Annotated in this window: 20 protein-coding genes; 9 read left to right on the top strand and 11 right to left on the bottom strand. The window is 54.4% G+C overall.

Features of this window, described 5'->3' with window-relative positions; all coding sequences use genetic code 11:
- Positions 1–2: 2 nt before the first annotated feature.
- The 4 genes from HF685_RS07805 to HF685_RS07790 form a co-directional block, all read right to left on the bottom strand.
- The gene (locus HF685_RS07805; protein WP_246218822.1) at positions 3–1,091 is read right to left on the bottom strand and encodes a Zn-dependent alcohol dehydrogenase; all 1,089 of its coding nucleotides are present in this window, start codon (positions 1,089–1,091) and stop codon (positions 3–5) included.
- 9 nt (positions 1,092–1,100) lie between these two features.
- Complete coding sequence (locus HF685_RS07800) at positions 1,101–2,402, bottom strand: acyl-CoA dehydrogenase family protein (protein WP_168819075.1); 1,302 nt, start codon at positions 2,400–2,402, stop codon at positions 1,101–1,103.
- A gap of 98 nt (positions 2,403–2,500) precedes the next feature.
- Positions 2,501–3,946, bottom strand: a complete 1,446-nt coding sequence (locus tag HF685_RS07795) for an MFS transporter (RefSeq protein WP_168819073.1) — start codon at positions 3,944–3,946, stop codon at positions 2,501–2,503.
- Positions 3,943–4,779, bottom strand: a complete 837-nt coding sequence (locus HF685_RS07790) for an SDR family NAD(P)-dependent oxidoreductase (protein WP_168819071.1) — start codon at positions 4,777–4,779, stop codon at positions 3,943–3,945. The genes HF685_RS07795 and HF685_RS07790 overlap by 4 nt, the downstream gene beginning before the upstream one ends.
- A gap of 209 nt (positions 4,780–4,988) precedes the next feature.
- On the opposite strand from HF685_RS07790, the gene HF685_RS07785 reads away from it, so the two are divergent.
- The 5 genes from HF685_RS07785 to HF685_RS07765 all read left to right on the top strand — a co-directional run bounded on the left by HF685_RS07785 (position 4,989) and on the right by HF685_RS07765 (position 9,652).
- A complete protein-coding gene (locus HF685_RS07785; protein WP_168819069.1) occupies positions 4,989–6,182 on the top strand; it encodes an acyl-CoA dehydrogenase family protein in 1,194 nt (397 codons plus the stop codon).
- A 113-nt stretch (positions 6,183–6,295) separates the two neighbouring features.
- Entirely contained in the window at positions 6,296–7,432 is a 1,137-nt protein-coding gene (locus HF685_RS07780) for an acyl-CoA dehydrogenase family protein (protein ID WP_168819067.1), read from the top strand.
- A 26-nt stretch (positions 7,433–7,458) separates the two neighbouring features.
- Positions 7,459–8,250 (top strand): SDR family oxidoreductase, encoded by a 792-nt coding sequence (locus tag HF685_RS07775; RefSeq protein WP_168819065.1) that lies wholly within the window; start codon positions 7,459–7,461, stop codon positions 8,248–8,250.
- Positions 8,251–8,316: 66 nt separating this feature from the next.
- Positions 8,317–8,847, top strand: coding sequence for a hypothetical protein (locus tag HF685_RS07770; protein WP_168819063.1), 531 nt, complete (start codon positions 8,317–8,319; stop codon positions 8,845–8,847).
- A gap of 115 nt (positions 8,848–8,962) precedes the next feature.
- Positions 8,963–9,652: a DUF4197 domain-containing protein gene (locus HF685_RS07765; RefSeq protein ID WP_246218806.1), complete on the top strand. Its 690-nt coding sequence runs from the start codon at positions 8,963–8,965 to the stop codon at positions 9,650–9,652.
- Between the two features lie 1,153 nt (positions 9,653–10,805).
- On the opposite strand, the gene HF685_RS07760 is transcribed toward HF685_RS07765, so the two are convergent.
- The gene (locus HF685_RS07760) at positions 10,806–11,198 is read right to left on the bottom strand and encodes a VOC family protein (RefSeq protein WP_168819061.1); all 393 of its coding nucleotides are present in this window, start codon (positions 11,196–11,198) and stop codon (positions 10,806–10,808) included.
- A 260-nt stretch (positions 11,199–11,458) separates the two neighbouring features.
- Here HF685_RS07760 and soxR point away from each other — a divergent pair, with 260 nt between their 5' ends.
- Complete coding sequence (gene soxR / locus HF685_RS07755; protein ID WP_168819059.1) at positions 11,459–11,902, top strand: redox-sensitive transcriptional activator SoxR; 444 nt, start codon at positions 11,459–11,461, stop codon at positions 11,900–11,902.
- Between the two features lie 12 nt (positions 11,903–11,914).
- Here the strand turns inward: soxR and HF685_RS07750 are convergent, their stop codons facing one another.
- From HF685_RS07750 to HF685_RS07725, 6 genes are all read right to left on the bottom strand, one after another.
- A complete protein-coding gene (locus tag HF685_RS07750) occupies positions 11,915–12,439 on the bottom strand; it encodes a hypothetical protein (RefSeq protein ID WP_168819057.1) in 525 nt (174 codons plus the stop codon).
- A complete protein-coding gene (gene smc / locus HF685_RS07745) occupies positions 12,436–15,873 on the bottom strand; it encodes a chromosome segregation protein SMC (RefSeq protein ID WP_168819055.1) in 3,438 nt (1,145 codons plus the stop codon). The genes HF685_RS07750 and smc overlap by 4 nt, the downstream gene beginning before the upstream one ends.
- Before the next feature lie 154 nt (positions 15,874–16,027).
- Positions 16,028–16,768, bottom strand: coding sequence for a DsbA family protein (locus tag HF685_RS07740; RefSeq protein ID WP_168819053.1), 741 nt, complete (start codon positions 16,766–16,768; stop codon positions 16,028–16,030).
- Positions 16,769–16,807: 39 nt separating this feature from the next.
- On the bottom strand, positions 16,808–17,506 hold the full coding sequence (locus HF685_RS07735) for a thioredoxin domain-containing protein (protein ID WP_168819051.1): 699 nt from the start codon (positions 17,504–17,506) through the stop codon (positions 16,808–16,810).
- Positions 17,503–18,045: a DUF721 domain-containing protein gene (locus tag HF685_RS07730; protein WP_168819049.1), complete on the bottom strand. Its 543-nt coding sequence runs from the start codon at positions 18,043–18,045 to the stop codon at positions 17,503–17,505. Before HF685_RS07730 ends, HF685_RS07735 begins: the two co-directional genes overlap by 4 nt.
- Positions 18,045–18,200: a hypothetical protein gene (locus tag HF685_RS07725; RefSeq protein WP_168819047.1), complete on the bottom strand. Its 156-nt coding sequence runs from the start codon at positions 18,198–18,200 to the stop codon at positions 18,045–18,047. The genes HF685_RS07730 and HF685_RS07725 overlap by 1 nt, the downstream gene beginning before the upstream one ends.
- Before the next feature lie 27 nt (positions 18,201–18,227).
- On the opposite strand from HF685_RS07725, the gene HF685_RS07720 reads away from it, so the two are divergent.
- The 3 genes from HF685_RS07720 to nudC are packed head-to-tail and all read left to right on the top strand — an operon-like array spanning position 18,228 to position 21,582.
- On the top strand, positions 18,228–19,322 hold the full coding sequence (locus HF685_RS07720) for an A/G-specific adenine glycosylase (protein WP_168819045.1): 1,095 nt from the start codon (positions 18,228–18,230) through the stop codon (positions 19,320–19,322).
- The gene (locus HF685_RS07715) at positions 19,319–20,656 is read left to right on the top strand and encodes a serine hydrolase domain-containing protein (protein WP_168819043.1); all 1,338 of its coding nucleotides are present in this window, start codon (positions 19,319–19,321) and stop codon (positions 20,654–20,656) included. The genes HF685_RS07720 and HF685_RS07715 overlap by 4 nt, the downstream gene beginning before the upstream one ends.
- Positions 20,656–21,582, top strand: coding sequence for an NAD(+) diphosphatase (nudC, locus tag HF685_RS07710; RefSeq protein WP_343040097.1), 927 nt, complete (start codon positions 20,656–20,658; stop codon positions 21,580–21,582). Before HF685_RS07715 ends, nudC begins: the two co-directional genes overlap by 1 nt.
- The last annotated feature ends 31 nt before the right edge of the window (positions 21,583–21,613 follow it).

The following is a 21,613-nucleotide window of genomic DNA, read 5'->3' as shown; positions in this document are numbered from 1 at the left end:
GTCTATGCGAACGTGATGACGGAGCGCGCCGCATCACCTTTTTTCATTTTCTCAAAGCCGTCATTAATCTGCTCGAGTGGAATCGTCTCTGCCACAATGCTGTCCAGATCAAGCAGTCCACGCAGATAAAAATCGACAAGACGGGGGATATCAACCGGAAAGCGATTACCGCCCATGATAGCCCCCTGCAGTTTCTTGCCCGAGAGCAAATCGATCGCACTCAGACCGACTTTGTGATCAAGCGGCATCATACCCAATATGGTGGCCGTGCCGCCGCGTTTGAGTGATCCGACCGCCAGATCACCAGAGGCCGGACGACCAACCGCTTCAATGGCATGATCAACTCCGCCGCCGGTCATTTCGATAATTTGTGCGGCGGCATCATCGGCCATCGCATCGACCACATCGGTCGCGCCCAGTTTCTTGGCCAGCTCGCGCTTTTCCGGAATGGGGTCAGCGGCAATGATCCGCCCCGCGCCAGCAATTTTTGCAGCATTAATTGTGGCCAGCCCAACACCGCCGCAGCCAACAACCGCAACGGTTTCTCCTGGCGTGACTTTGCAGGCATTGAAAATTGTGCCCGCGCCTGTCGTCACCGCGCAGCCAATGACTGCCGCCCGGTCTAGCGGCATGTCCGGGTCGATCCGGACGCATGCATTTTCGTGGATGAGCATCTGTTCTGCAAATGCGGAAAGGTTGAGCATTTGACCGACCGGCGTTCCATCTGGCCGTGATAAACGCGGTTCGCTGCCCTCTGCTCGCCGCGTATCAGCACCCAAACATAGCGACATGCGGCCGGTCACGCAAAATTCGCAATGGCCACAAAAGGCTGACAAACAGGAGATGACAGCATCGCCAACCGCGACCGTGCGCACCTCGCTCCCGATTGCCTCCACAATACCAGCCGCCTCGTGGCCCGGAATGGCCGGTAGCGGGTGCGGATAGCTGCCTTCGATAAAATGCAAATCCGAATGGCAAAGCCCGCAGGCCGCCGTTCGGATCAGCACTTCATGCGGTCCTGGCTTCGAGATGGTAACGTCTTCGATTTCGAGCGGTTTGCCCACTTCAACCAGAACTGCAGCTTTCATTATTTTATATCCTTATCGAGTAACGGCCAAATCACCGGACGAGATTTCGTCTTTCATTTTGCTGCCATCAGCTGTTTCCGCATATTTGCCATATTCCATTTTGGCGATCGTACGATTGTGCACTTCATCCGGGCCATCAGCGAGGCGCAAGGTCCGTTGATGAGCATAGGCACTGGCAAGGCCAAAGTCATTGCTAACACCGCCGCCTCCATGTGCTTGAATGGCATCATCGATAATTTTAAGCGCCATGTTGGGAGCCTGCACTTTGATCATCGCAATCTCGGCCTTGGCATATTTGTTACCGACCTTGTCCATCATGTCCGCCGCTTTGAGGCAGAGGAGACGGCTCATGTCGATATCGATACGCGCACGGGCAACGCGTTCATCCCAAATGCTATGTTCTGAAATGCGTTTGCCGAAAGCGATGCGTGATTGCAGGCGCTTGACCATTTTCTCGAGCGCTTCTTCAGCGACACCAATTGTCCGCATACAGTGATGGATGCGGCCAGGCCCGAGGCGACCTTGCGCGATTTCAAAGCCGCGGCCTTCACCCAGCAGGATGTTTGATGCCGGTACACGCACGTCCTTCATTTCGACTTCCATGTGACCATGCGGTGCATCATCATAACCAAAGACTGGCAAGTGGCGTATGATGTTCACGCCAGGTGCATCGGTGGGCATCAGGATCTGGGACTGCTGCGTATAGCGGCTGCCTTCGAACGTGGTCTTGCCCATCAAGATTGCAATTTTGCAGCGCGGATCGCCGAGGCCGGAGGACCACCATTTGCGGCCGTTGATGACATATTCATCACCATCGCGGACAATTGCGGTTTCGATGTTGGTGGCATCCGAGGAGGCAACGGCGGGTTCGGTCATCAGGAATGCCGACCGGATTTCTCCGTTCATCAGCGGGCGCAGATATTGCTCTTTCTGTTCGAGCGTGCCGTAGCGATGGAAGACTTCCATATTGCCGGTGTCGGGAGCGGAGCAGTTAAACACTTCGGATGAGAAACCAACGCGGCCCATTTCTTCGGCACAAAGCGCATATTCCATATTGGTCAGACCGGGACCTTCAAACTCGAAAACATCATCAATATGGGTAAGATTAGGATTGGCAGGGGGCATGAAGAGATTCCAGATACCCGCTTCCTTGGCTTTCTTTTTCTCTTCCTCGACAACTTGTAGGACTTTCCAACGTTCGCCCGTGCTTTCTTCTTTGTTAAAGTCAGCGACGCGGGGCCGTAGGTGATTCTCGATATGCTCGCGTACCCGATTGCGCCAATATTCCTGCTTTTCCGTAAGATCGAAGTCCATGCCCAAGTCCTTTTCTTTGTTCTTGAAATTTAACTATGCAATTTACGTATCAGAGGCGGATGGTCATTGCCACCGCGAAACTGACAGGAAAATATGTTTTATGAAACCGGCGGCCGAACCGGTAGCGCGGCCGCCTTAGCAATTTCCGCGACCCGGTCATTGTGGTCCTGCTCACCCAGCGGAAACAGGGTAAAAGTCCATGCGCCGATTAAGCCAATCACCACGGTCAGCGACGCAAAAATCCAGACCAGATTATCAACAATCGCAGGATCGACGGATCCCGGGGAGGCTTTGTCCGGGAGCTGGACCACGGCGATGATCAAGCCGGCGAACAATATACCCAGAGCCCCGACCGATTTTTGCATCAGCCACACGCCAGAAGCGAACACGCCTTCCGAGCGTTTGCCATATTCATATTCATAAGCGTCGGTGACGTCTGCCATCATCGACATCGTGAGGATCAGCACACAAATTCCGCAAGCCGTGCCCAAGATGATGAACACCAGAAAGACTGGCAACAGAAACGACGAACCAGCTTCAGGAAACAATCGGGCGAGGTAAAGCCAGTAAGGGGCGGTCCCCAATATGATCGATGCGACGACCATGAAGCAAGCTGACCGCGACTTGCCAAATCGCCGGGAGATATAGTTGACGATCAAAAAGGCGATGATCGCCGCAATGAACAAAGTGAGTGAATATATTGACAGCTCCGTCTGGCCAAACAACCAGACATGGGTCAATAGATACGGCGAAAGTGCGAAGATTATGCCCTGGTTGGTATAGGCAAACACACCAGCTAGCATTAGCAAGGCGAACGGGCGGAACTTGAACGTGCTGAATATTTCTTTCAGCGATTCCGAGGTTTGGGGCAGTTTATCGGCTTCATTATAAGCGGTTACGATCCGTTTATGGGTGCCACGCGCCGCCACCAAAACAGCAAAAGCCATCACAAATGCACCGATGATCGCGTAGGTTGTATAGCCATCTGCATTGAGCAGAGCGTCGGGATATTCCTCGGTCGGCACCAGCAAAACGGCATATGCAAAAAACATCAGCAGCAATCCGCCCGCCCAGCCAAAAAGGTAGCGATAGCGGGTTATGGCGGTGCGATCATGATAGTCCCGGGACAATTCCGGTAGCAAAGCGAGGGCCGGGACTTCGTTAAGCGATAGCGCCAGTCTTACCAGGATGGCAAAGCCAAGCAGATAGAAAAACTGCACCATCTCGCTGGCTTCCGGCGGATGCCATAGTAATAGCCAAGTTATGCAAATCGGAATCGCAGACGCATAGAGCCACGGATGGCGGCGACCGATTTTTGTTCGTGTTCTGTCGGTCAACTGACCGATGACAGGGTCAATAAAGGCATCGACAAAGAGCGCAATGGCTATCGCGAGACTGACAAGATCCGCGCGAAGCCCGATAACCTGATTATAATAGAATAGCAGGAAGGTCGCGAAGCCGTTGTCTTTAATGCCGTAAGCGATGGAACCAAAACCGTAGAGAACTTTGGTTCTGGTCGGTAGCGGGTCGGTTAAAACGCTCAACGTAAATGTTCCGGTAATATTGCATCCAACATGCCCGGCATTTCGGGATCCCAGCTTGCTTGGGTGCCCACCAGTAAACCGCCGTCAACCAGCAAATGCGTCCCAGTGATGAAACCGGCGGCATCCGAAGCGAAATAGGCGACAGCTTCGGCAATGTCGTTCGGAACACCGGGCCGCGCAACCGGCTGAGCGCCGGCAGCCGCTTGCCCGAGAACCGAATTAATCTGGGCCGCTTCTTCCTTGTTTGCGCCAACGGTGGCGGCGAAAATATTGGTCTGGATAAACCCCGGACAAATCGCATTGACTCGGATTTTATATTGCGCGAGCTCAGCGGCGGCGACTTTGGAGAGGTGCAAAACGCCCGCCTTCGCGGTCGAGTAAGCAATCGGGCCAAAACCTGCCTGAAAAGCACAAACCGACGCCGTGTTGATAATCGCCCCGCCATCGCGTTTTTTCAGATGCGGGGCGGAATGCCTGATACCCATCGCGACAGACTTGAGGAGCAACGCCATAGCGAAATCCCAGTCGTCACCGCTAATCTCGTCTATCGGGTTGCGTGAAGCACCGGCGCCCGCATTGTTGAAAACAATATCAATCCCGCCGGTTTTCTCCGCAGCATGGTCCATCAGTGCCTTGACCTGCTCTTCCTGTGTCACGTCGCACTTCTTGAAATGAAAGCCCTCTCCCAGCGTAGACATCATCGCAGAGCCTTCCGCTTCGTCGATGTCGCCCACCACGACAGTGGCCCCTTCGCGCAAAAACAGATCTACAGTGCCACGGCCGATTCCTGATGATCCGCCGGTGATAACCGCGGTTTTGCCTTCAAATCGCATCCTCATGCTCTCCTGTTTTTCTTTTCAACATAAGCGCCGGGCAATTTATGCGTCAATCGCTTGCATTATTTTTCAAACCTACCGTTACGGAATCTTGCGCTCCGTTTAACGCGCTAAAGTTTTTGTCTTTGCGATCAAGGGAATCATTGAACCACAGACCGCAAATATGATAGTCCAACTTTAATTGATCAATTAAAAGGAAATTCGTCATGTCCGATCTTGATATCTTTCGCGCAGAGACGGCAGCCTGGCTCGAAGCCAACTGCCCGCCAGAAATGCGCGCGCCCGTGGTTGATGAAAGCGATGCTTGCTGGGGCGGGCGGAATCCGACCTTCAAGCCGGGGCAGAAAGAGTGGCTGGACATCATGGCACAGAAAGGCTGGACGGTTCCCGATTGGCCGAAAGAATATGGTGGTGGCGGACTATCCCGGGCGGAAGCGAAAATCCTCGGTCAGGAAATGGCCCGTCTAAAATGTCGCTCGCCGCTATCCAGCTTTGGCATCTGGATGCTTGGCCCTGCGTTGCTGCACTTTGGCACCGAAGAGCAGAAAAAACATTTCCTCCCGCCAATCGCGCGCGGCGAAATTCGCTGGTGCCAAGGCTACTCGGAGCCAGGCTCGGGTTCTGATCTGGCTTCGCTGCAAACAAGTGCAGTTGACGCTGGAGATCACTTTGTCATCAACGGCCAGAAGATATGGACCAGCTACGCCGACAAGGCTGACTGGATTTTCTGCCTGACGCGGACCGACAAGAGCGAGAAGCACAAGGGCATTTCCTTCATGCTGTTCGACATGGCGAGCGATGGCGTAACGACCAAACCGATCGTGCTGATTTCAGGGCAGTCTGCTTTCTGCGAGACTTTCTTTGATGATGTGAAAGTGCCGAAAACTTACGGTGACGGCGTGTCATCTGTCGTATTCGAAGTTAATCGCGGCTGGGATGTCGCGAAATATCTTCTGGGACATGAGCGCAGCATGATTTCTGGTGGAGGCGCTGAAGGGGCAACTTCTCTTGGTGCCAAATTCGCTGATCAATATGGTCGCGATGAAATGGGGCGTCTCGACGATCCTATGCTTCGTGCGCAAATGGCGGAAATGGACATCGAAGTGCTGGCCTTCCGCGCGATGGCGGAGCGTTTTGGTGATACATTCAAGGCCGGTCTTTGCCATCCGGCGCAGCCAAATATGATGAAATATGCGGGTACTGAAATTAACAAACGCCGGCATGAACTGATCATGTCGGCTGGTGGCAGCGAAGTGCTGGAATGGGAAAGTGAGGCAACCAACGGCGGCCTGACCGCGCGAAGCTGGCTCAGGACCAAAGCCAATAGCATTGAAGGCGGCACCAGTGAGGTGATGCTCAACGTGGTGTCCAAGCAAATCCTGCAATTGCCGGGTGCTTGAACGAAATAGATAGCCAAAATTTCCGTACGTTTCGTGTGGTGTCACGACACATTGGGGTTAGGGATTCCCGACTTCGCTCGAAGCGAACGGGACCGAAAGACAAGGACTAGCAAATGCCGCTTTATCTAAATGACGACCAGAAAATGCTGCAAGACAGCGCCGCCGACTTTATGAGAGGCGAGGGCGATGTTGCCCACTTCCGCGAGTTCCGTGACAAGAATTGCAAGGATGGTTTCTCCCATGATCTGTGGAAAAAATTTGCGGAAATGGGTTTTACCGGGATCATGGTTTCAGAAGACGAAGGCGGCCTTGGTCTTGGCCATGTCGAAGCCGGAGTGGTGCTAGAAGAAATTGGTCGCAATCTTACGCCTTCACCGTTTTTGACGACCGCTGTTGCGGGCGTTGAGGCGCTGAACGCCGGCGGCAAAGCGCTACGGGATAAATATTTTCCCGGAATATTGTCGGGCGATAGCGTTTTGGCGCTGGCAATTGACGAGGGCGCAAAGCATCGCCCCGATCAGATCAGTATGGCGGCAACGCGTGAAGGCAATGGCTTCAAGCTCGACGGCAAGAAGCAATTTGTCGTGCAGGGCGGTTCGGCTGATACTTTAATTGTAGCAGCGCGCACCAGCGGCAGCGCTGGCGAAGATAAGGGCCTTACCCTATTTGCGGTTGATACGAACGCTGCCGGTCTTTCACGCAACAGCGTGCGTCTGGTCGATAGCGCGATGGCTGCCCATGTCGAGTTTGACGGTGTGGTTGTCGATGCCGACGCCGTGATTGGTGAAGTAGACGAGGGCGGCACGGTGTTGAAGCGCCTGCTCAATGCGGGCCGGGCTGGCTCTGCTGCGGAAACGCTTGGCGTTGGCGCTGGGGCAATGGATATTACCGTCGACTACATCAAGGGCCGCAAGCAGTTTGATAAGATCATCGCGACCTTCCAGTCATTGCAACACCGCGTTTCGCATCTCTACAGCGAGATGGAAATTGCGCGGGCGACGGTTCTCAAGGCGCAGCAAATGCTCGATGAAGGGTCATCGAAAGCCGAATTGATGGTATCGGTTGCCAAAGCCAAAGCGGGCCGGGCAACGGCGCTTTCAGTGAAAGAAGGTGTCCAGATGCACGGCGGCGTCGGTATGACCGATGAATATGACATCGGTCTCTATATGAAGCGGGACCGGGCGCTTGCCGAGTTTATGGGCGATGCCAATTATCACACTAATCTCGTTGCCGAGATGCACGGATACTAGTGGCCAGCAACCAAGGAACCTGAACAATGGATTTTAATAAACTGTTTTCGCTCGAAGGTCGTGTGGCTCTGGTCACCGGCGGACAACGCGGTATTGGCGCGATGATCACCGAAGGCTTTTTGGCGCAAGGTGCGAAAGTCTATATTTCTGGTCGCAAAGCAGACCAGGGCGAGGCCGCAGCTGCCGAGTTTGGCGAGAATTGTACCTATATTCAGGGCGATATCTCCACTGTGGAAGGCTGCAAAGCACTCGCCGCAGAAATCGCTTCGCGTGAAGAGAAGCTCGACATATTGGTGAATAATGCCGGTGTGGCGTGGGGTGAAGAATATATCAGCTTTCCCGAAAGTGGCTGGGACAAGGTGATGGACACGAACGTCAAAGGCTTGTTCTTTTTAACCCAGGCACTGCATCCGCAACTTAAGGCCGCTGCGAGCTTTGAGCAGCCGGCAAAAGTCATCAACATTGCCTCAATTGATGGACTGAAGGTAAACCCCTGGGAAACCTATAGCTATCAGGCTTCAAAGGCGGCGGTCATTCACCTGACCCGCAAAATGGCTTCCAAGCTGGTGCATGAAAATATCATCATGACCGGTATCGCGCCGGGCGCATTTGCCTCAACGATGAACAAGGCAGCGCGTGATCATGGCGATGCGGTGGCACCCGGAATTCCGGCTCGTCGGATCGGTAAGCCAGAAGATATGGCATCAGCGGCGGTATTCCTGGCCAGTTCTGCAGGAGATTATGTCATAGGCTCGACATTGCCTGTGGATGGCGGCGTGGTGAACGCGCATGCCGGTGCGGGCATTGATGCTACATAACATAGCCCGCGCTTGACGTTATCACTCCATGCTGTATTATTCAGGCAATACAGTTTGGAGTTTATTATGACCTATCGACATTTTATTGCATTGGCCGCGCTGCCATTAGTACTGTCCGCTTGTTCCAGAACAGACAGTGAGAAAGGCGCAGACGATGGCGTGGAATTCTCGGTCGATCTTGGCGGCGATGGTAGTAAAGCCGATAAAATCAAGATTGGCGGTGATGGCGAGGATAGCAAATTCTCGATCAAGGCGGATGGCTTTTCCCTGGATGTGGACCTGCCCTCAATCACGCTGGATAGCGATGATTTCGATCTTAACAATGTGGCGCTTTACCCCGGCACGAAAGTAACCGGACTTGATGTTGAAGATAAGGACGGGAAGGGCGGCAAAGTCACGCTGAGTTTTGTAGCGCCGACAGATACAAAAACGCTGACTTCCTGGTTTGAAGAAAAAATGAAGGCGGAGAGCTTTGAGGTAGCAAAAAGTTCCAATGGCCTGTCTGGCAAAACTGGTGAAGGCGATCCGTTTGATTTAACATTGGACTCGAAATCATCAAAGGAAACAGCCGGAAAGCTGACTTTCTCCGAGAGCTGATTTTTGCTCACGCAGCAACTCCTGTTACCAATGTTTACGCCTATGGCTTGATCTGTTCAGCTTGCGACTGCGCTGCTATGCTATAGTATTGGCGGTTAAACACAGAGGAGCAGGAATGATGTGGAATATTACCAGCAGGACGAAATTTGCTCTGGCAGCAGCGGTGTTTGCAGTGCCGATCAGTTTTTCTCCGATCATGGTTGCTCCAGCGATGGCGCAAAGCGGCGGTGTCAAAAGCTTGCTCGGCAATGCTTCTGATGGCGCGCTCGATAAGTTGTCCCAGCCCGGCGCTTTCTATGCAGACAAGGCGGTGAGAATATTGCTCCCCGGACCACTAAAGAAGGCGAGCAGCATACTGCGGTTCACCAGCAAAGCGGGCCTGACAACAGACATCACCAAGACGCTCAACGATGCGGCTGGCAAAGCGGCGCTGGAAGCGAAACCGATATTTCGTTCGGCAATTGACGATATGACCCTCACGGACGGCGTCGGTATCGTAACCAATGGCGAAACCGGCGGAACCGATTATTTGCGCAAGAGCGCAGGCGAGGATCTAGCGGTTAAGATCCGGCCCCTGGTGGAAAAAGCTCTGGGCGAAACCGGCGCTTATCAGCAGGTGGAGAAACTTGGTTCACTATCATCCCTTGCGTCAATGGCGGGAGCCGATATCTCGCGCGACGGGCTGACCGACAGCGTGACGCAACAAGCGCTGGACGGGATTTTTTCCTATATCGGGCTCGAAGAAGCCAAGTTTCGCAAAAATCCGCTGGATAAGGGACGGAAGCTGCTCAAGGGTATTTTCTAATAATATCAGAAATTCAGGCGCGCATTACCTGGTGAAGCGGAGTAGGATTGGTTGCAAACAATGCAACTGCTTTTACTCCGTTTTCAATTGCAACTTAACTCACTGGAAACCATTTACTCACTATAAGTTAAGCAGGAAAGTTGATGTTTGGCGGGCGTTTTTAACCAAGGAGAAACTCCATGAAAACGCTTTTCAATATCGTAGCCGCCTTTGCCGTCAGCAGCGTCGTTTTGCTGTCTTCGGTTCAGGTCTAAGCGCGAATATAAGTTACGAAAAGTTTCAGTTCCGGTGCCGCTCTCTCCTCCCGGTTGGCGCCGGAATTGCTCCGAAGGTCCGGTCCTTTCCCCATCCCCTCCCGATTGGAAAGGCCGGACCAACGGATATTATGCCGCCCCAACTTGACATAAATTGGCATAGCTATAGTTTTCCACCACAGGCGCAGTGTTTTTCCACTGCTTATTTGATGACCTGTGGATAAGTTGGTTTTTTATATTAGGTCCGACTCGGAGTCATCTGTCATAACAGATTTATCGGAAGGGCTTTGCTCACAACCGGCGACCAGTCAGCAATGACCCGTTGGGGAGAGATAAGGAACGGAAGATAATCAGGACGACCGGTTCGTTATTTGCAAGAATGATAGACTGATCTTTTGATTGATGATTGGACAGAACCAGAAAAGCAAAGGCGTAAGCTGGAGCGGATCTGCGACAGAAAATCATCAGGTGACTGGACCAATATCACGTTTGAAACCGCAGTCCCAAAGCGCAAGCGGCGGAACGGAGAACAGAAAACAGAGATATTGGCCCGGAAACCGGACACCAGAAAAGCGGAAGCGAGCTTCGCAAGAGGGTCGCAGTCCCAAATCAGGTGCAGTGGCAGCCGGAAAGCAGATTTATCTGTGGACCGACTGCCATTTTTTTTGGCATTATTACGCTGAGCGTGATGCTCATCACAACCCTCCATCGAATCATCAGCTACCCAGAATGTGCAACGTCATTCGGCGTCACGCAGATGACGTTGCACCAGACTTCAAGCCTGAATTTTTGGTAGCTTGGAGATATTCCTCTGGGGGACCCGATGGTTTTTGCGACCCAGCCATCGGGTTCTTTGGCGGGTTCTTTGGCGGGTTTTCTGGAGTGAACAAGCACCGCAATCAGGCGTAGCTGACCACTTCGAATTCGATCCCGTTCCAGTCAAAGAAGTAGAATCGCTGACCCGGATAATAATCGTCATGGTTAAATGGTTCCAATCCAGCGGCAATGACGCTTTTTTCCACTCGATCGAGATCATCGACCATCACCCCGATATGGTTCATTGGCTCGCCCTTCTGAAATGTCGGATCTGCAGCCTTTACCTCGTCATTGGAATAAAGCGCGATATATTGCGACTCAGTCCCAACGTGGATCGTGTGGCCCCCCGACATTGATGGCCCCTCCCACCGGATATGCCAGCCAAATAGCTCTTGCATAAGTTCGGCTGAGCGCAGCGGATCGCTGACGGTTATATTGACGTGTTCCAGCGCGGCGGCTGTTGTCTTGATAATCATTTTTCATTTCCTTTTTCTTGATCTTGGGTTGAGAGCCGATGGAAGAGATGGAGGCTCGATGGCCCTGAATTTTCAAGAGTTTATCTGCCGCCAGCTTTCCATGCTTGTGATTCGTACAACCTCAAGCTAAGTTGAGGTCAAGAAAATTCTGCTCTCGTCATTGCGGGCGTGACGAAGCAATCCACAGCGGCACCCGTGGCTCTGGATTGCTTCGTCGCATTTGCTCCTCGCAATGACGGCCTAACTCGAGGAATTGAGACATGCCCCAAACCAAGGCTCTCACCATCGGCGCGCTCGCTGCCCGCACCGGCCTTTCAGTCTCCGCGATTCGTTTCTACGAAGAAAAAGGTCTGGTTGAACCCTTCCGCTCCAGTGGCGGCCAACGACGGTTCCTGCGCTCCGACATCCGGCGATTGAGTTTTGTTCTGATCGCCCAGCAACTCGGGCTCAGCATCGGCGAGATTGAACGCCAACTCGCAAAACTCCCGATGGGTCGAACCCCGACACAGGCAGACTGGACGCGGATCAGCAAAGCGATGCGAAAAGTGATTGATGCACGGATCGCGGAACTGGAACGCACGCGCGACCGGCTGGATGGTTGCATCGGCTGCGGCTGTCTCAGCCTGAAGAAATGCGCGCTTTATAATCCAGAGGACCGGGCGGGGTTGAAGGGGCCGGGGCCGAGGTTGGTTTTGGGGGACTAGGCGCAACGGTAATCAACTTTTACCAGTTTGGTCAGCTCCCACCTCTTCCAAATCAATCGCCATCTGAGAACGCCGAAAACCCTTCCCCCTGAGCAGTCGTTTGAAATCCGCGACATTGTCAAAATGCTGCAATTGCCGATGATAATAGTTCACATATTCCGCCAGCGCGAGGCCGGAGGCAATGCTCGCGACAACCCGGTCAGCAAAGCCAACACTGATAGAAGTATTGAGCCACGCATAAATCGTCCAGCCCAGGGCGGTGATTGTCAGCACCAATGCTGGAGTACGGAGCCTCCGAAATATTGTCAAATGCGGGACAATATCAAAACTGGCATCAGTCAACTGCAACCACTTGGCGTGCCAATAGGCGGCCCCTATAAGCAAGAGCAGTATCATTGGCGCCATTGCGACATAGCTGACTAGGCCGAGGTTTCCGCCGGTGAACCAGAACATCATTGCGGGGATGAGGAAAGCATTGCCTGCTTCCAGCTTCCAGTAGCTCTTCAAGCGCTTTATGATACGCTGCCTGCCGCTCACTCTGCCGCCAGCAACTCTTCCGCCGCATCCAGATCAACCGATACCAGCTGACTAATCCCCCGCTCAATCATCGTCACGCCGAATAGCCGGTGCATCCGGCTCATCGTCACCGCGTTATGCGTCACGATCAGATAGCGCGTGTTGGTTTCGGCCACCATCTTGTCGAGCATATCGCAAAATCGCTCGATATTGGCATCATCCAGCGGCGCATCAACTTCGTCGAGCACGCAGATGGGAGCCGGATTGGTCAAGAATAATCCGAAGATCAGCGCGACGGCGGTCAAAGCCTGCTCGCCGCCGGAGAGCAGGGTCAGCGAGGTCAGTTTTTTGCCCGGCGGTTGCGCCATAATCTCCAGACCGGCTTCAAGCGGATCATCGCTGTCGATCAATGCGAGATGCGCTTGGCCGCCGTCAAACAGCGTCGAGAACAGTCGCTGGAAATGCTGGTCCACTTCCTTGAACGCCGCCAGCAATCGCTGTCGACCTTCTCGGTTCAGGCTTCCGATAGAGCCGCGCAACTGGTTGATCGCCTCGTTCAGCTCTCCGCTTTCCCTGGTCGATTTCTCCCACTCGGTTTCCAGCTCTTCCAGCTCGTCCGCCGCGACCAGATTCACCGGCCCGATCCGTTCGCGGCTCAGGGTGAGGCGTTCGAGTTCTGCCGATTCCAGCGATGCCTCGCCCACTGTGTCTTCGTCAAACGCCAGTTTTTCAGGCAGAAGCGGAGCCGGGCATTCAAATTTCTCAGCCGAAATCCGGCCCATTTCCACACGGCGCAAATCCTGGTTTTCAGAACGCGCTTTGGCGCCGGCGCGTTCTTCGCGCGCCTGGCTTAGTTCCTCGCTGGCCTGATTGAGTCGATCTTCGTGGTCGCGCTGGGCGAGTTCCGCTGCCTGTAGCGCGGCGTCTTTCTCGGCGACGACAGCGTTGAGTGCCTCTTGCGCCTCCTGAAGTTTTTCCACTTCAACATGGATAACGCGCGGGCGATCCGCCAGCTTCTCAACTTCTATCTCGATCTCCGCGGCGCGTTTGGTCATCTGCGCCATTCGCGTTTCGGCCTCGCCGGACCGGTCCTGCCAGGATTTGATCTGCGCCACCGCGACGGCCTTTTGCTCTTTTATGTGAGAAAGCTTCTGATCAAGGCCGGAGAGCGCTGCCTGCGACGACATGACCTGTTGCCGCGCTGCGTCGCGCTGGTTCTGCAACGCCGCGCGCGCCTGTTCCTGCGCCGCGCCATCGGGCTGGCTGGTGCGCGCTTTTTGTGCATCTTCCAATTCGGCAAGTGCCGCCGCAGTTTCCTGTTTGAGCGCCGTTTCGCGTTCGGAGAGGCTGGCTGTGCGTTTTTTTAGCCAAGCCAGGGCTTCCTCAGCTTGATCGGCTTCGCGAAGGGCCTGCCGCAATAAATCTTCCGCCTCGCGCCGCGCATTTCGTGCATCAGACAATTGCTGTTCTACCGTTGCAATAGCGTCTTGCTGCGCCTGCAGAGCGGTTTCCGCATCGGTAACTTTCGCCTGAGCCGGATCAAGCAACCGACCCAGCTCTTCCAGACGATTGATCCGCACCAAACGCTCGGCACTGGCATTGCCATCATCGCGCGCAACAAATCCGTCCCAGCGCCGGAGCGCGCCGGATTTTGTCACCAGGCGCTGACCAACGGAAAGGGATTGCCCGTTGTCGCTATCAACAACAAAAATCTGTGACAGGCGGTTGTGCAATTGTGATGGTGCCTTGACGTGATCAAGCAATGTCTCGCTGCCTGATGGCGCTCCGCCCGAAGTGACCGCATCGCTACCGCCCCAGTACCGGTCGCCATCTTCGCCGACCGCAGCCAGCAGATCGTCACCCAATGCCGCTGCCAGCGCCCGCTCATATCCGGGCGCCGCTTTCACCTGATCAATCGCCTTATGATCACTCTCGGCTTTGGAAAGCTCGCGCTCCAATGCGCCATGTTCGGAAGACAGCCCGGCCAGCTCTGCCTTTAGCGACGCCAGCGCAGACTCCGCTGCATCTCGCGCTTCACTGGCAGATGTGCGTTGTGATTCAAGTTCACCAATCTGCAAGCCGCTACCATCAGCCTGCTTTTGGGCCGTTTCGCGGGCCGCGATCGCCGCGTCACAGGCCGCTTTCAATTCCGTCTCATCACCCATCTCGGCGCGTTCCTGCGCGAGACGTTCCATCTCGTTGGCAAGCCGTGCGTGGCGAACCTCGGCTGCTTCCAGCGCCGCATTGGCGACCCTGATTTCGGCCTGGATACGCGCTTCTTCAGCCACTGCCTTGGCCAGTTCGACTTCGCTTTCGCTGGCAGCGCGCTCGGCTCTCTCGGCCTGCTTCTCAAGTTCCGGCCGTTCCGTTTCCAGATTGATGAGTTCGCCAGAGAGGCGCTTTTCGTCAGCCTCCAGACCAGATAGAGCATTGCTGGCGTCACGGGTCAGCTGATCTTCGCGGGCGTTATCATCGCTAATCCGCTGCGCCTGTGCTTGCAGGTCCAGCAACCGCGATTTCAGATTATCGCGCTCGTTTGTAAGGGTGATCAAGCGATGGCTGGACTCGCTGGCTTCATCCCGCGCGCGCTGCACGTCAGCGCGGAGCAAACCGAGCGTCCTGGCACTGTCATTTTGTGCAGCGACTGCCGATTGTTGGGCGTTTTGTGCCGTGTTGACTTTTGACTCAGCGGCTTCCGCTTCCGCTTTGGCCAAATCCGCTGCCGCCGCCGCCTCGCGCCATCTTGCAAAAATCAGGCGCGCTTCGACTGTGGTAATCTGTGCGCTCAGTTTTTTGTAGCGCTCGGCCTGCTTCGCTTGCCGCCGCAGTGCATTGGCGCGCTGTTCCATATCGCCGAGAATATCATCAAGCCGGGCGAGGTTTTTTTCCGCAGCGCGCAGCTTCTGCTCGGCGTCTTTGCGCCGCACATGCAGACCGGAAATACCAGCCGCTTCTTCGAGCATTTCCCGCCGGTCGGTCGGCTTGGAGGAAATGACGTTGCTGATTTTACCCTGGCTGACAAGTGCAGGGCTATGCGCGCCGGTCGCCGCATCTGCAAAAATCAGCGCAACATCCTTGGCGCGAACATCGGTGCCGTTTGCGCGATACGCAGACCCGGCACCGCGCTCTATTCGCCGGACGATTTCAAGCTCGCTGTCATTGTCACCAACATGGAGCGAGGACACATCGTCGGTTTCACGCTCGGCATGAAGGGCGACTTCCGCGAACTGGCGCTGGGGACGGGTTTCCGTGCCGGCAAAGATCACATCTTCCATACCGCCGCCGCGCATGGATTTGGCAGAGTTTTCTCCCATCACCCAGCGGATGGCTTCGAGCAGATTGGATTTGCCGCAGCCATTGGGCCCGACGACACCGGTCAGGCCTTTTTCAATGCGCAGTTCCGTAGGATCGACAAAGCTTTTGAAGCCCGAAAGTTTGAGCTTCTTTATTTGCATATCGTTACGCTCATTCCGTTCGTCCGGAGCCTGTCGAAGGACGCCTGCCACCCTGCTTCGACAAGCTCAGCATGAACGGGTGTTCGGAATCTGCAAATTCTATATGTCAAATCATCGCTCCCCCAAGCGAGTTGAGATTATTTGCCGTTTGCAACTAGCGCGCGCCAGCCTCTTTCAGTTTGGTTTCTATCATTGGCCAATTTGTGCCTTCAACAACTTTGCCGTTCAGCAGAAAAGTCGGCGTGCCGGAGATGTTAAAGTCTTTAACAGCCACTTGCGTATCGGCCATTAGTTTTTCAGCAGCCGCCTCATCGCTCAGGCACGCTTTGGCCTGATCAGCAGAAACACCGCGCTGCTGGAAAAAGCTTGTGAGTTCAAGCTGCTCGGCGAGCCGCACAAAACGCACGTTTGGATCGGATTTGAGAATGTCGTTGTAAGTTGCTTCGCCCATTCCCTGGGCTTTTTCAAACATAGCTGTCTGGTTGTTCAAAGCCTGTTTGGTCAATGCAAAAAATGGACCTTCGCCACCGCAACGAGACAGAATGGCCGCCGTGAGATCCAGCGGATCGCGAACAAAATTGCGTACTTCAAAGCTCACACGCCCGCTATTCACATAGTCATCGCGGATCGAATCAAACGCTTGCTCGCCAAATGTTGCGCAATGCGAACAGGTGATTGACATATATTCGACCAGCTTGATCGGCGCATCAGGGTTGCCCATCACATAGCCGCCAGCGTCGGTCTTTGCCACAACTTCAGACCATTGCTGACCGGCAGGAGCTGCAACCTCGGCGACCGCTTCGCCTGATGATGCACCCTCTGTTTCTGCCGCGCCGCCACAAGCGGTGAGAGCCATTGCAAGAGCCAATGGAGCCAAATAAGTGATTTTCTTCATGAATATTTTCCTGTTTCTGGAACTTGTTTGTCAGTGAATTTATGAGCCTGGTAGAGCTATTAGTGATTGTTGCAGCCCGGTCCAGTTGTGGACGTTGTCCATAGGCTTGCCGTTCAATACGAAGCTTGGCGTTGCCGCCAGCTTCAACGTCTCGGTCCCATATTTGGTCATGCCTAGAATCTTATCCTGAGCGCTTTTGTCTGCCAGACAGGCATTGGCCTGGCTTTTGGAAATGCCGCGTTTCTGCATGATTCCGTAAAAGCCTGCGATTGTTGCGATTTTCTTGAGCCGCTCCGGCACAGTCCCTTCGGCGAGGGATTTTTGTTGCTCTGCGGTCAGCGATTGAAAGGGTTTGATCCATGTCGATTGCGAGGTCAGAAATGCCCGATGGTTGCCGAAGAACTTGGTTCGCCCGCCACATCTGGCGAGCATCGCGGCAGACAGGTCAATCGGGTTGAGGATCAGATTGCGTACTTCAAAATTGATGTCGCCTTTTTTCAGGAAGCTGGCACGTAGCGGCGTATAGGATTGGGCCTCAAAATTCGCGCAATGGCTGCAAGTGTAGCTCATATATTCAGTCACGCTGTGCTTTGCCAGCGGATTGCCGAGCACATGCCCACCCTTGTCCGATAGGGTGACGCGTGCGGTCCAATCGGTCTGCTGGGCAGTCGCGGGGGCCGCAAAAACTATCGCCGCTCCCATCACCGCTGAAGCAAAATATGCTGCTCCGAATCTCATAACTCGTCCTTCTTGTTATCTGCTCGGGGTTTGTCACCGCCGCCAATTTTGCCAGCGATCTTGATCCCAATGCTCAATTCGTTATCCGGGCCCTGTTTAGAGGCGCTTTCAGCCTTGGCAATACCGGATGCTAGCGATTCCAGCACCCTGTTCAATTCCGGGTCACCGATATCGCGCAAATTTTCACCCAGCGCGATCGGCGCAGGCTTCAGTGATGGCGGCGGTACTACCCGTTTTTCCTTGGCTTTTTCGGCATTTACTACGCCTTGCCTGAACCGGACTTGACTCACCGCGCCGTAGCCGAAGAAGCGGTTTACGCGGTCAATTATCTCTGGTGTAATATGTTGCATCAGGGTCGCGTGAGCGCCGGAAACCAGCAGATGCAGCGTTCCGCCTTCTTTCTCGCCGCGCGGAAAGCGGATTGATTCGGGCAGGGACACATTGGCATATCGCTCGCCAACAATTTCCGGCCAGCGGCTGACCACCGAGCTTTGGATAAATCCATAACGGCGAAAAGCGGCACGGCCAATTTCCGGCATCAAATCGGAAATGCTGCGGGCTGGGCCACCTCTTGGGCGCTGATATTTCTGGTATTTTTGGGCGTATTTTTCTTTGGAGCTTTCTTGGCCATTTTTGCGGCGCGCACGGGTTTAGCGTTTTTCTCCTGCTCATCCGTGCCATTTTCCTTCGCCATAGCGAGTGTTTATGGCATGGCACGGCTATGGCAGTCGACAAGTTTGCGGTTGAAAGTACAACAATCACCGCCAAAATCAGTGCACATTATGTGGATAACGCACGGAATTTGCCCTGGCGTGTCCCGCCTCTGCGTTCAGCAGCAGGCGAACGACCCGATCCCTATCATGTCTGGCTATCGGAAGTGATGCTGCAACAGACAACCGTTGCTGCGGTAAAATCCTATTTTGAGGCGTTCACAATGCGCTGGCCAAAGGTCCAAGATCTGGCGCAGGCAAACGAGGCCGATGTTCTCGCAGCGTGGGCGGGACTTGGCTATTATGCGCGTGCCAGAAATTTGCACAAATGCGCCCGTTTTGTTGTTGAAGAACTGGACGGGAGCTTTCCTCAAAACGAGGCTGAGCTTCTCAAGCTTCCCGGTGTCGGTGCCTATACTGCTGCTGCGATTGCCGCGATTGCTTTTGGAGAGCGGGCCGTCGTGGTTGATGCCAATATCGAGCGTCTGGTCGCGCGGCTTTTTGCAATCGATACGCCGCTCCCTTCGGGCAAACTAGAGATCAAGCAAGCTATGGATAAGCTCACTCCGCAATCAGGCGCGGGTGATTTTGCTCAGGCGTGCATGGATATCGGCGCTTCTATCTGTACGGCGAAAAACCCGAAATGCATGCTGTGCCCGGTGCAATTGGAATGTCGTGCCTTGGTAGAAGGCGATGTGGAACGGTTTCCGATCAAGCCGCCCAAAAAGTCAAAACCGGTTCGCAAGGCACGCTTTTTCTGGATTGAGCGGGACGGGAAGCTATTGTTGAAACCGCGTCCGGAAAAAGGGATGCTCGCCGGGATGCGCGCGCTGCCAAGCGATGATTGGGCGGCAAAGCGAGATGGCCATGCGAAGCTTCCAATCGAAGGCAAGTGGACTATCCGCGAGAACATCGTTCAGCACAGCTTCACCCATTTTTCGCTTGAAGTGGACATGGCCGTGCTGGAAGATGACAAAATCCCTATTAACATTGGTGACAATATCTGGAATGACAGTATCTGGTGGCCGTTGGAAACAATAACAGACGCTGGCCTGCCAACGCTGTTCGCCAAAGCTGTAAAGTGGAAATTAGAGGAACTAGAATGACCCAAGAAATGACAACGCTGCCCGCATTTGATCGCCGTTCCGTATTGGGCGGGTTTGGCGTCAGCGCGCTGCTCGCCGGTATTCCGCAATCGGTTCTTGCACGGACTTTGCGTCAGGATCCTCCCACTTTTCCCGGGCTGACAAAGATCATCAATGATTATGTCGCGGAGAAGAAAGTTTCGGGCATGCTTGCTGCAATTGGTTTCGGGCAATCCGATCCACAGGTTATTGCCGCAGGCGCGCAGGCGATCGGCAGCGAAAGAATTGTCGATGTTAATACGCTGTGGCGGCTCTATTCGCAGACCAAGCCGGTGACTGGCATGGCGGTGATGATGTTGATCGAAGACGGCAAGCTGACAATGGACCAGCCGCTTTCCGACATATTACCTGAATTTGCCAATATGCAGGTGCTCATGGATCCAAATGGTCCAATTGAAGATACCGAACCGGCAAAGATCGAAATTACCATCCGGCATTTGCTGACCCATACCGCCGGCCTTGGCTATTCTATCATCAGCAAGGGGCCGATATTGAAGGCCTATCTTGCCAATGGCATTACGCCGGGCGTTGTTAGCCGGATGCCTATCCCGGGCTTTGAAGGCGGGGCGCCGACGCCCGATGCGAAGACCTTTTCCAAAAACCTTGCTTCGTTGCCGCTGGTTTACCAACCAGGCGCGAAATGGAGCTATTCGGTCAGTCTTGATCTGCTGAGCTATGTCGTCGAAGTCGCTTCCGGTTTGCCGCTCGACAAATTCCTGCAGGCGCGGATGTTCGATCCGCTGGGTATGAAAGACAGCTTCTTCCAGCTGCCTGCAGACCGCGTCGGCGATTTTGCCACTAACTATGCTCCCTTTGCCGGAGCGTTGATCCCGATCGATCCTGCTGAGACGAGTATTTATCTCGATAAGCCGGCCTTTGCTTTTGGCGGCGCTGGTATGATCAGTTCGGCGGCCGATTATGACAAGTTCCTGAAAATGCTGCTGGGTTTCGGCACAAGTGGCGGGGTAACGATAATGAAGCCTGAAACCGCGAAACTGGGTATGTCGAATTTGCTGCCCGAAGGCGCTGAAGTTAAGGGCTCGTGGGTTGTGAACCAGGGATTTGGCGCCGGCGGCCGCGTGGGCCTAGGAACGCCGCTAAGTCCAGCTGGAACATACGGCTGGGGCGGTGCTGCGGGAACGTCGGCCTTTGTTGATACCGTCCGCGGATTGCGGGCAGGGGGTTACACGCAATATATGCCATCAAACACTTACCCGTTCCAATCGGATTTCCCGAAATATGTTTACGCGGATTTGACCGGCGAAACTGTAATTGACGGCGGAAAAACCAGCTAGTGACTATTAGCCCAATTGAGACATCTGATCTAAGCGCGATTATTCCGACCTTTTCCGGCGGGACGATGGATCGGGCGGATCAGGTGCGGGTGAACCCCGAAAAACTGCGCGCAGCTTTCATGAAGCCGAATGCGAAATTATTGCAACTGGATGGTCTGAATCCGGTTTTCGATATGGATGGCAGTCTGAGTTGGGGTGCGGTGATTGACGCGTCACCTGATAATGATCTGCTGCTGCTCGGTATCGATGGCGATGTACCGCATTTCGCAGAACTTACCGGTGCCGGGGATGCTGGCCCGGCGGCGAACCCCGCGCTATGGCAAATGCTGGGCAATTTGCGCCCCAATGAAGCCGCCATTTATGCGACCGCCCGCAGCCTGGTTGACTGGCACGCACGGCATCGGTTTTGCGCACAATGTGGCAATCCCACTGGATCGCGCAAAGGCGGCTGGGCGCGCCTCTGCGGCAAGGATGAAGGTGGCTGCGGCGCAGAACATTTCCCGCGCACCGATCCGGTAACGATCATGCTGTCCGAATGCCAAGGAAAAGTATTGCTCGGCAGGCAGCCGCGCTTTCCGCCCAAAAGATTTTCTGCGCTTGCCGGTTTTGTGGAACCGGGCGAGAGCATAGAAGGTGCGGTGGCGCGGGAACTGTGGGAAGAGGCCGGGATAAAAGTGCGCGACGTGCGTTATGTTGCGAGCCAGCCGTGGCCTTTCCCGTCATCTCTGATGATCGCCTGTACCAGCGTGACTGATGATCCGGCATTGACGCTGGACGAGGACGAAATTGAAGAAGCTGCTTGGTTCTCGCTTGATGAAGTGAAAGCTGCAATGGCGGGCGACGCAAGCGCGCCTTTTATCGCGCCACCACCATTTGCGATTGCTTACAATTTGCTAAAACACTGGGTAGATGAACAGGAACGGTAAAATGGTGAAGCAGGCCGAAATTTCTTCCGAC

Origin of the sequence: Parasphingorhabdus halotolerans, from assembly GCF_012516475.1 — a bacterium.
Lineage (GTDB): Bacteria > Pseudomonadota > Alphaproteobacteria > Sphingomonadales > Sphingomonadaceae > Parasphingorhabdus > Parasphingorhabdus halotolerans.
Note: the sequence above shows the minus strand (reverse complement) of the source record. Positions and strands in the feature narration are given on the sequence as shown.

What these genes read in the sequence shown, in the direction of transcription:
- HF685_RS07800 (WP_168819075.1), bottom strand. Translation starts at nt 2,402, where the DNA reads ATGGACTTCGATCTTACGGAAAAGCAGGAATATTGGCGCAATCGGGTA.
- HF685_RS07790 (WP_168819071.1), bottom strand. Translation starts at nt 4,779, where the DNA reads ATGCGATTTGAAGGCAAAACCGCGGTTATCACCGGCGGATCATCAGGA.
- HF685_RS07785 (WP_168819069.1), top strand. Translation starts at nt 4,989, where the DNA reads ATGTCCGATCTTGATATCTTTCGCGCAGAGACGGCAGCCTGGCTCGAA.
- HF685_RS07780 (WP_168819067.1), top strand. Translation starts at nt 6,296, where the DNA reads ATGCCGCTTTATCTAAATGACGACCAGAAAATGCTGCAAGACAGCGCC.
- HF685_RS07775 (WP_168819065.1), top strand. Translation starts at nt 7,459, where the DNA reads ATGGATTTTAATAAACTGTTTTCGCTCGAAGGTCGTGTGGCTCTGGTC.
- HF685_RS07770 (WP_168819063.1), top strand. Translation starts at nt 8,317, where the DNA reads ATGACCTATCGACATTTTATTGCATTGGCCGCGCTGCCATTAGTACTG.
- HF685_RS07765 (WP_246218806.1), top strand. Translation starts at nt 8,963, where the DNA reads ATGATGTGGAATATTACCAGCAGGACGAAATTTGCTCTGGCAGCAGCG.
- HF685_RS07760 (WP_168819061.1), bottom strand. Translation starts at nt 11,198, where the DNA reads ATGATTATCAAGACAACAGCCGCCGCGCTGGAACACGTCAATATAACC.
- soxR (WP_168819059.1), top strand. Translation starts at nt 11,459, where the DNA reads ATGCCCCAAACCAAGGCTCTCACCATCGGCGCGCTCGCTGCCCGCACC.
- smc (WP_168819055.1), bottom strand. Translation starts at nt 15,873, where the DNA reads ATGCAAATAAAGAAGCTCAAACTTTCGGGCTTCAAAAGCTTTGTCGAT.
- HF685_RS07740 (WP_168819053.1), bottom strand. Translation starts at nt 16,768, where the DNA reads ATGAAGAAAATCACTTATTTGGCTCCATTGGCTCTTGCAATGGCTCTC.
- HF685_RS07735 (WP_168819051.1), bottom strand. Translation starts at nt 17,506, where the DNA reads ATGAGATTCGGAGCAGCATATTTTGCTTCAGCGGTGATGGGAGCGGCG.
- HF685_RS07730 (WP_168819049.1), bottom strand. Translation starts at nt 18,045, where the DNA reads ATGCCGGAAATTGGCCGTGCCGCTTTTCGCCGTTATGGATTTATCCAA.
- HF685_RS07725 (WP_168819047.1), bottom strand. Translation starts at nt 18,200, where the DNA reads ATGGCGAAGGAAAATGGCACGGATGAGCAGGAGAAAAACGCTAAACCC.
- HF685_RS07720 (WP_168819045.1), top strand. Translation starts at nt 18,228, where the DNA reads ATGGCAGTCGACAAGTTTGCGGTTGAAAGTACAACAATCACCGCCAAA.
- HF685_RS07715 (WP_168819043.1), top strand. Translation starts at nt 19,319, where the DNA reads ATGACCCAAGAAATGACAACGCTGCCCGCATTTGATCGCCGTTCCGTA.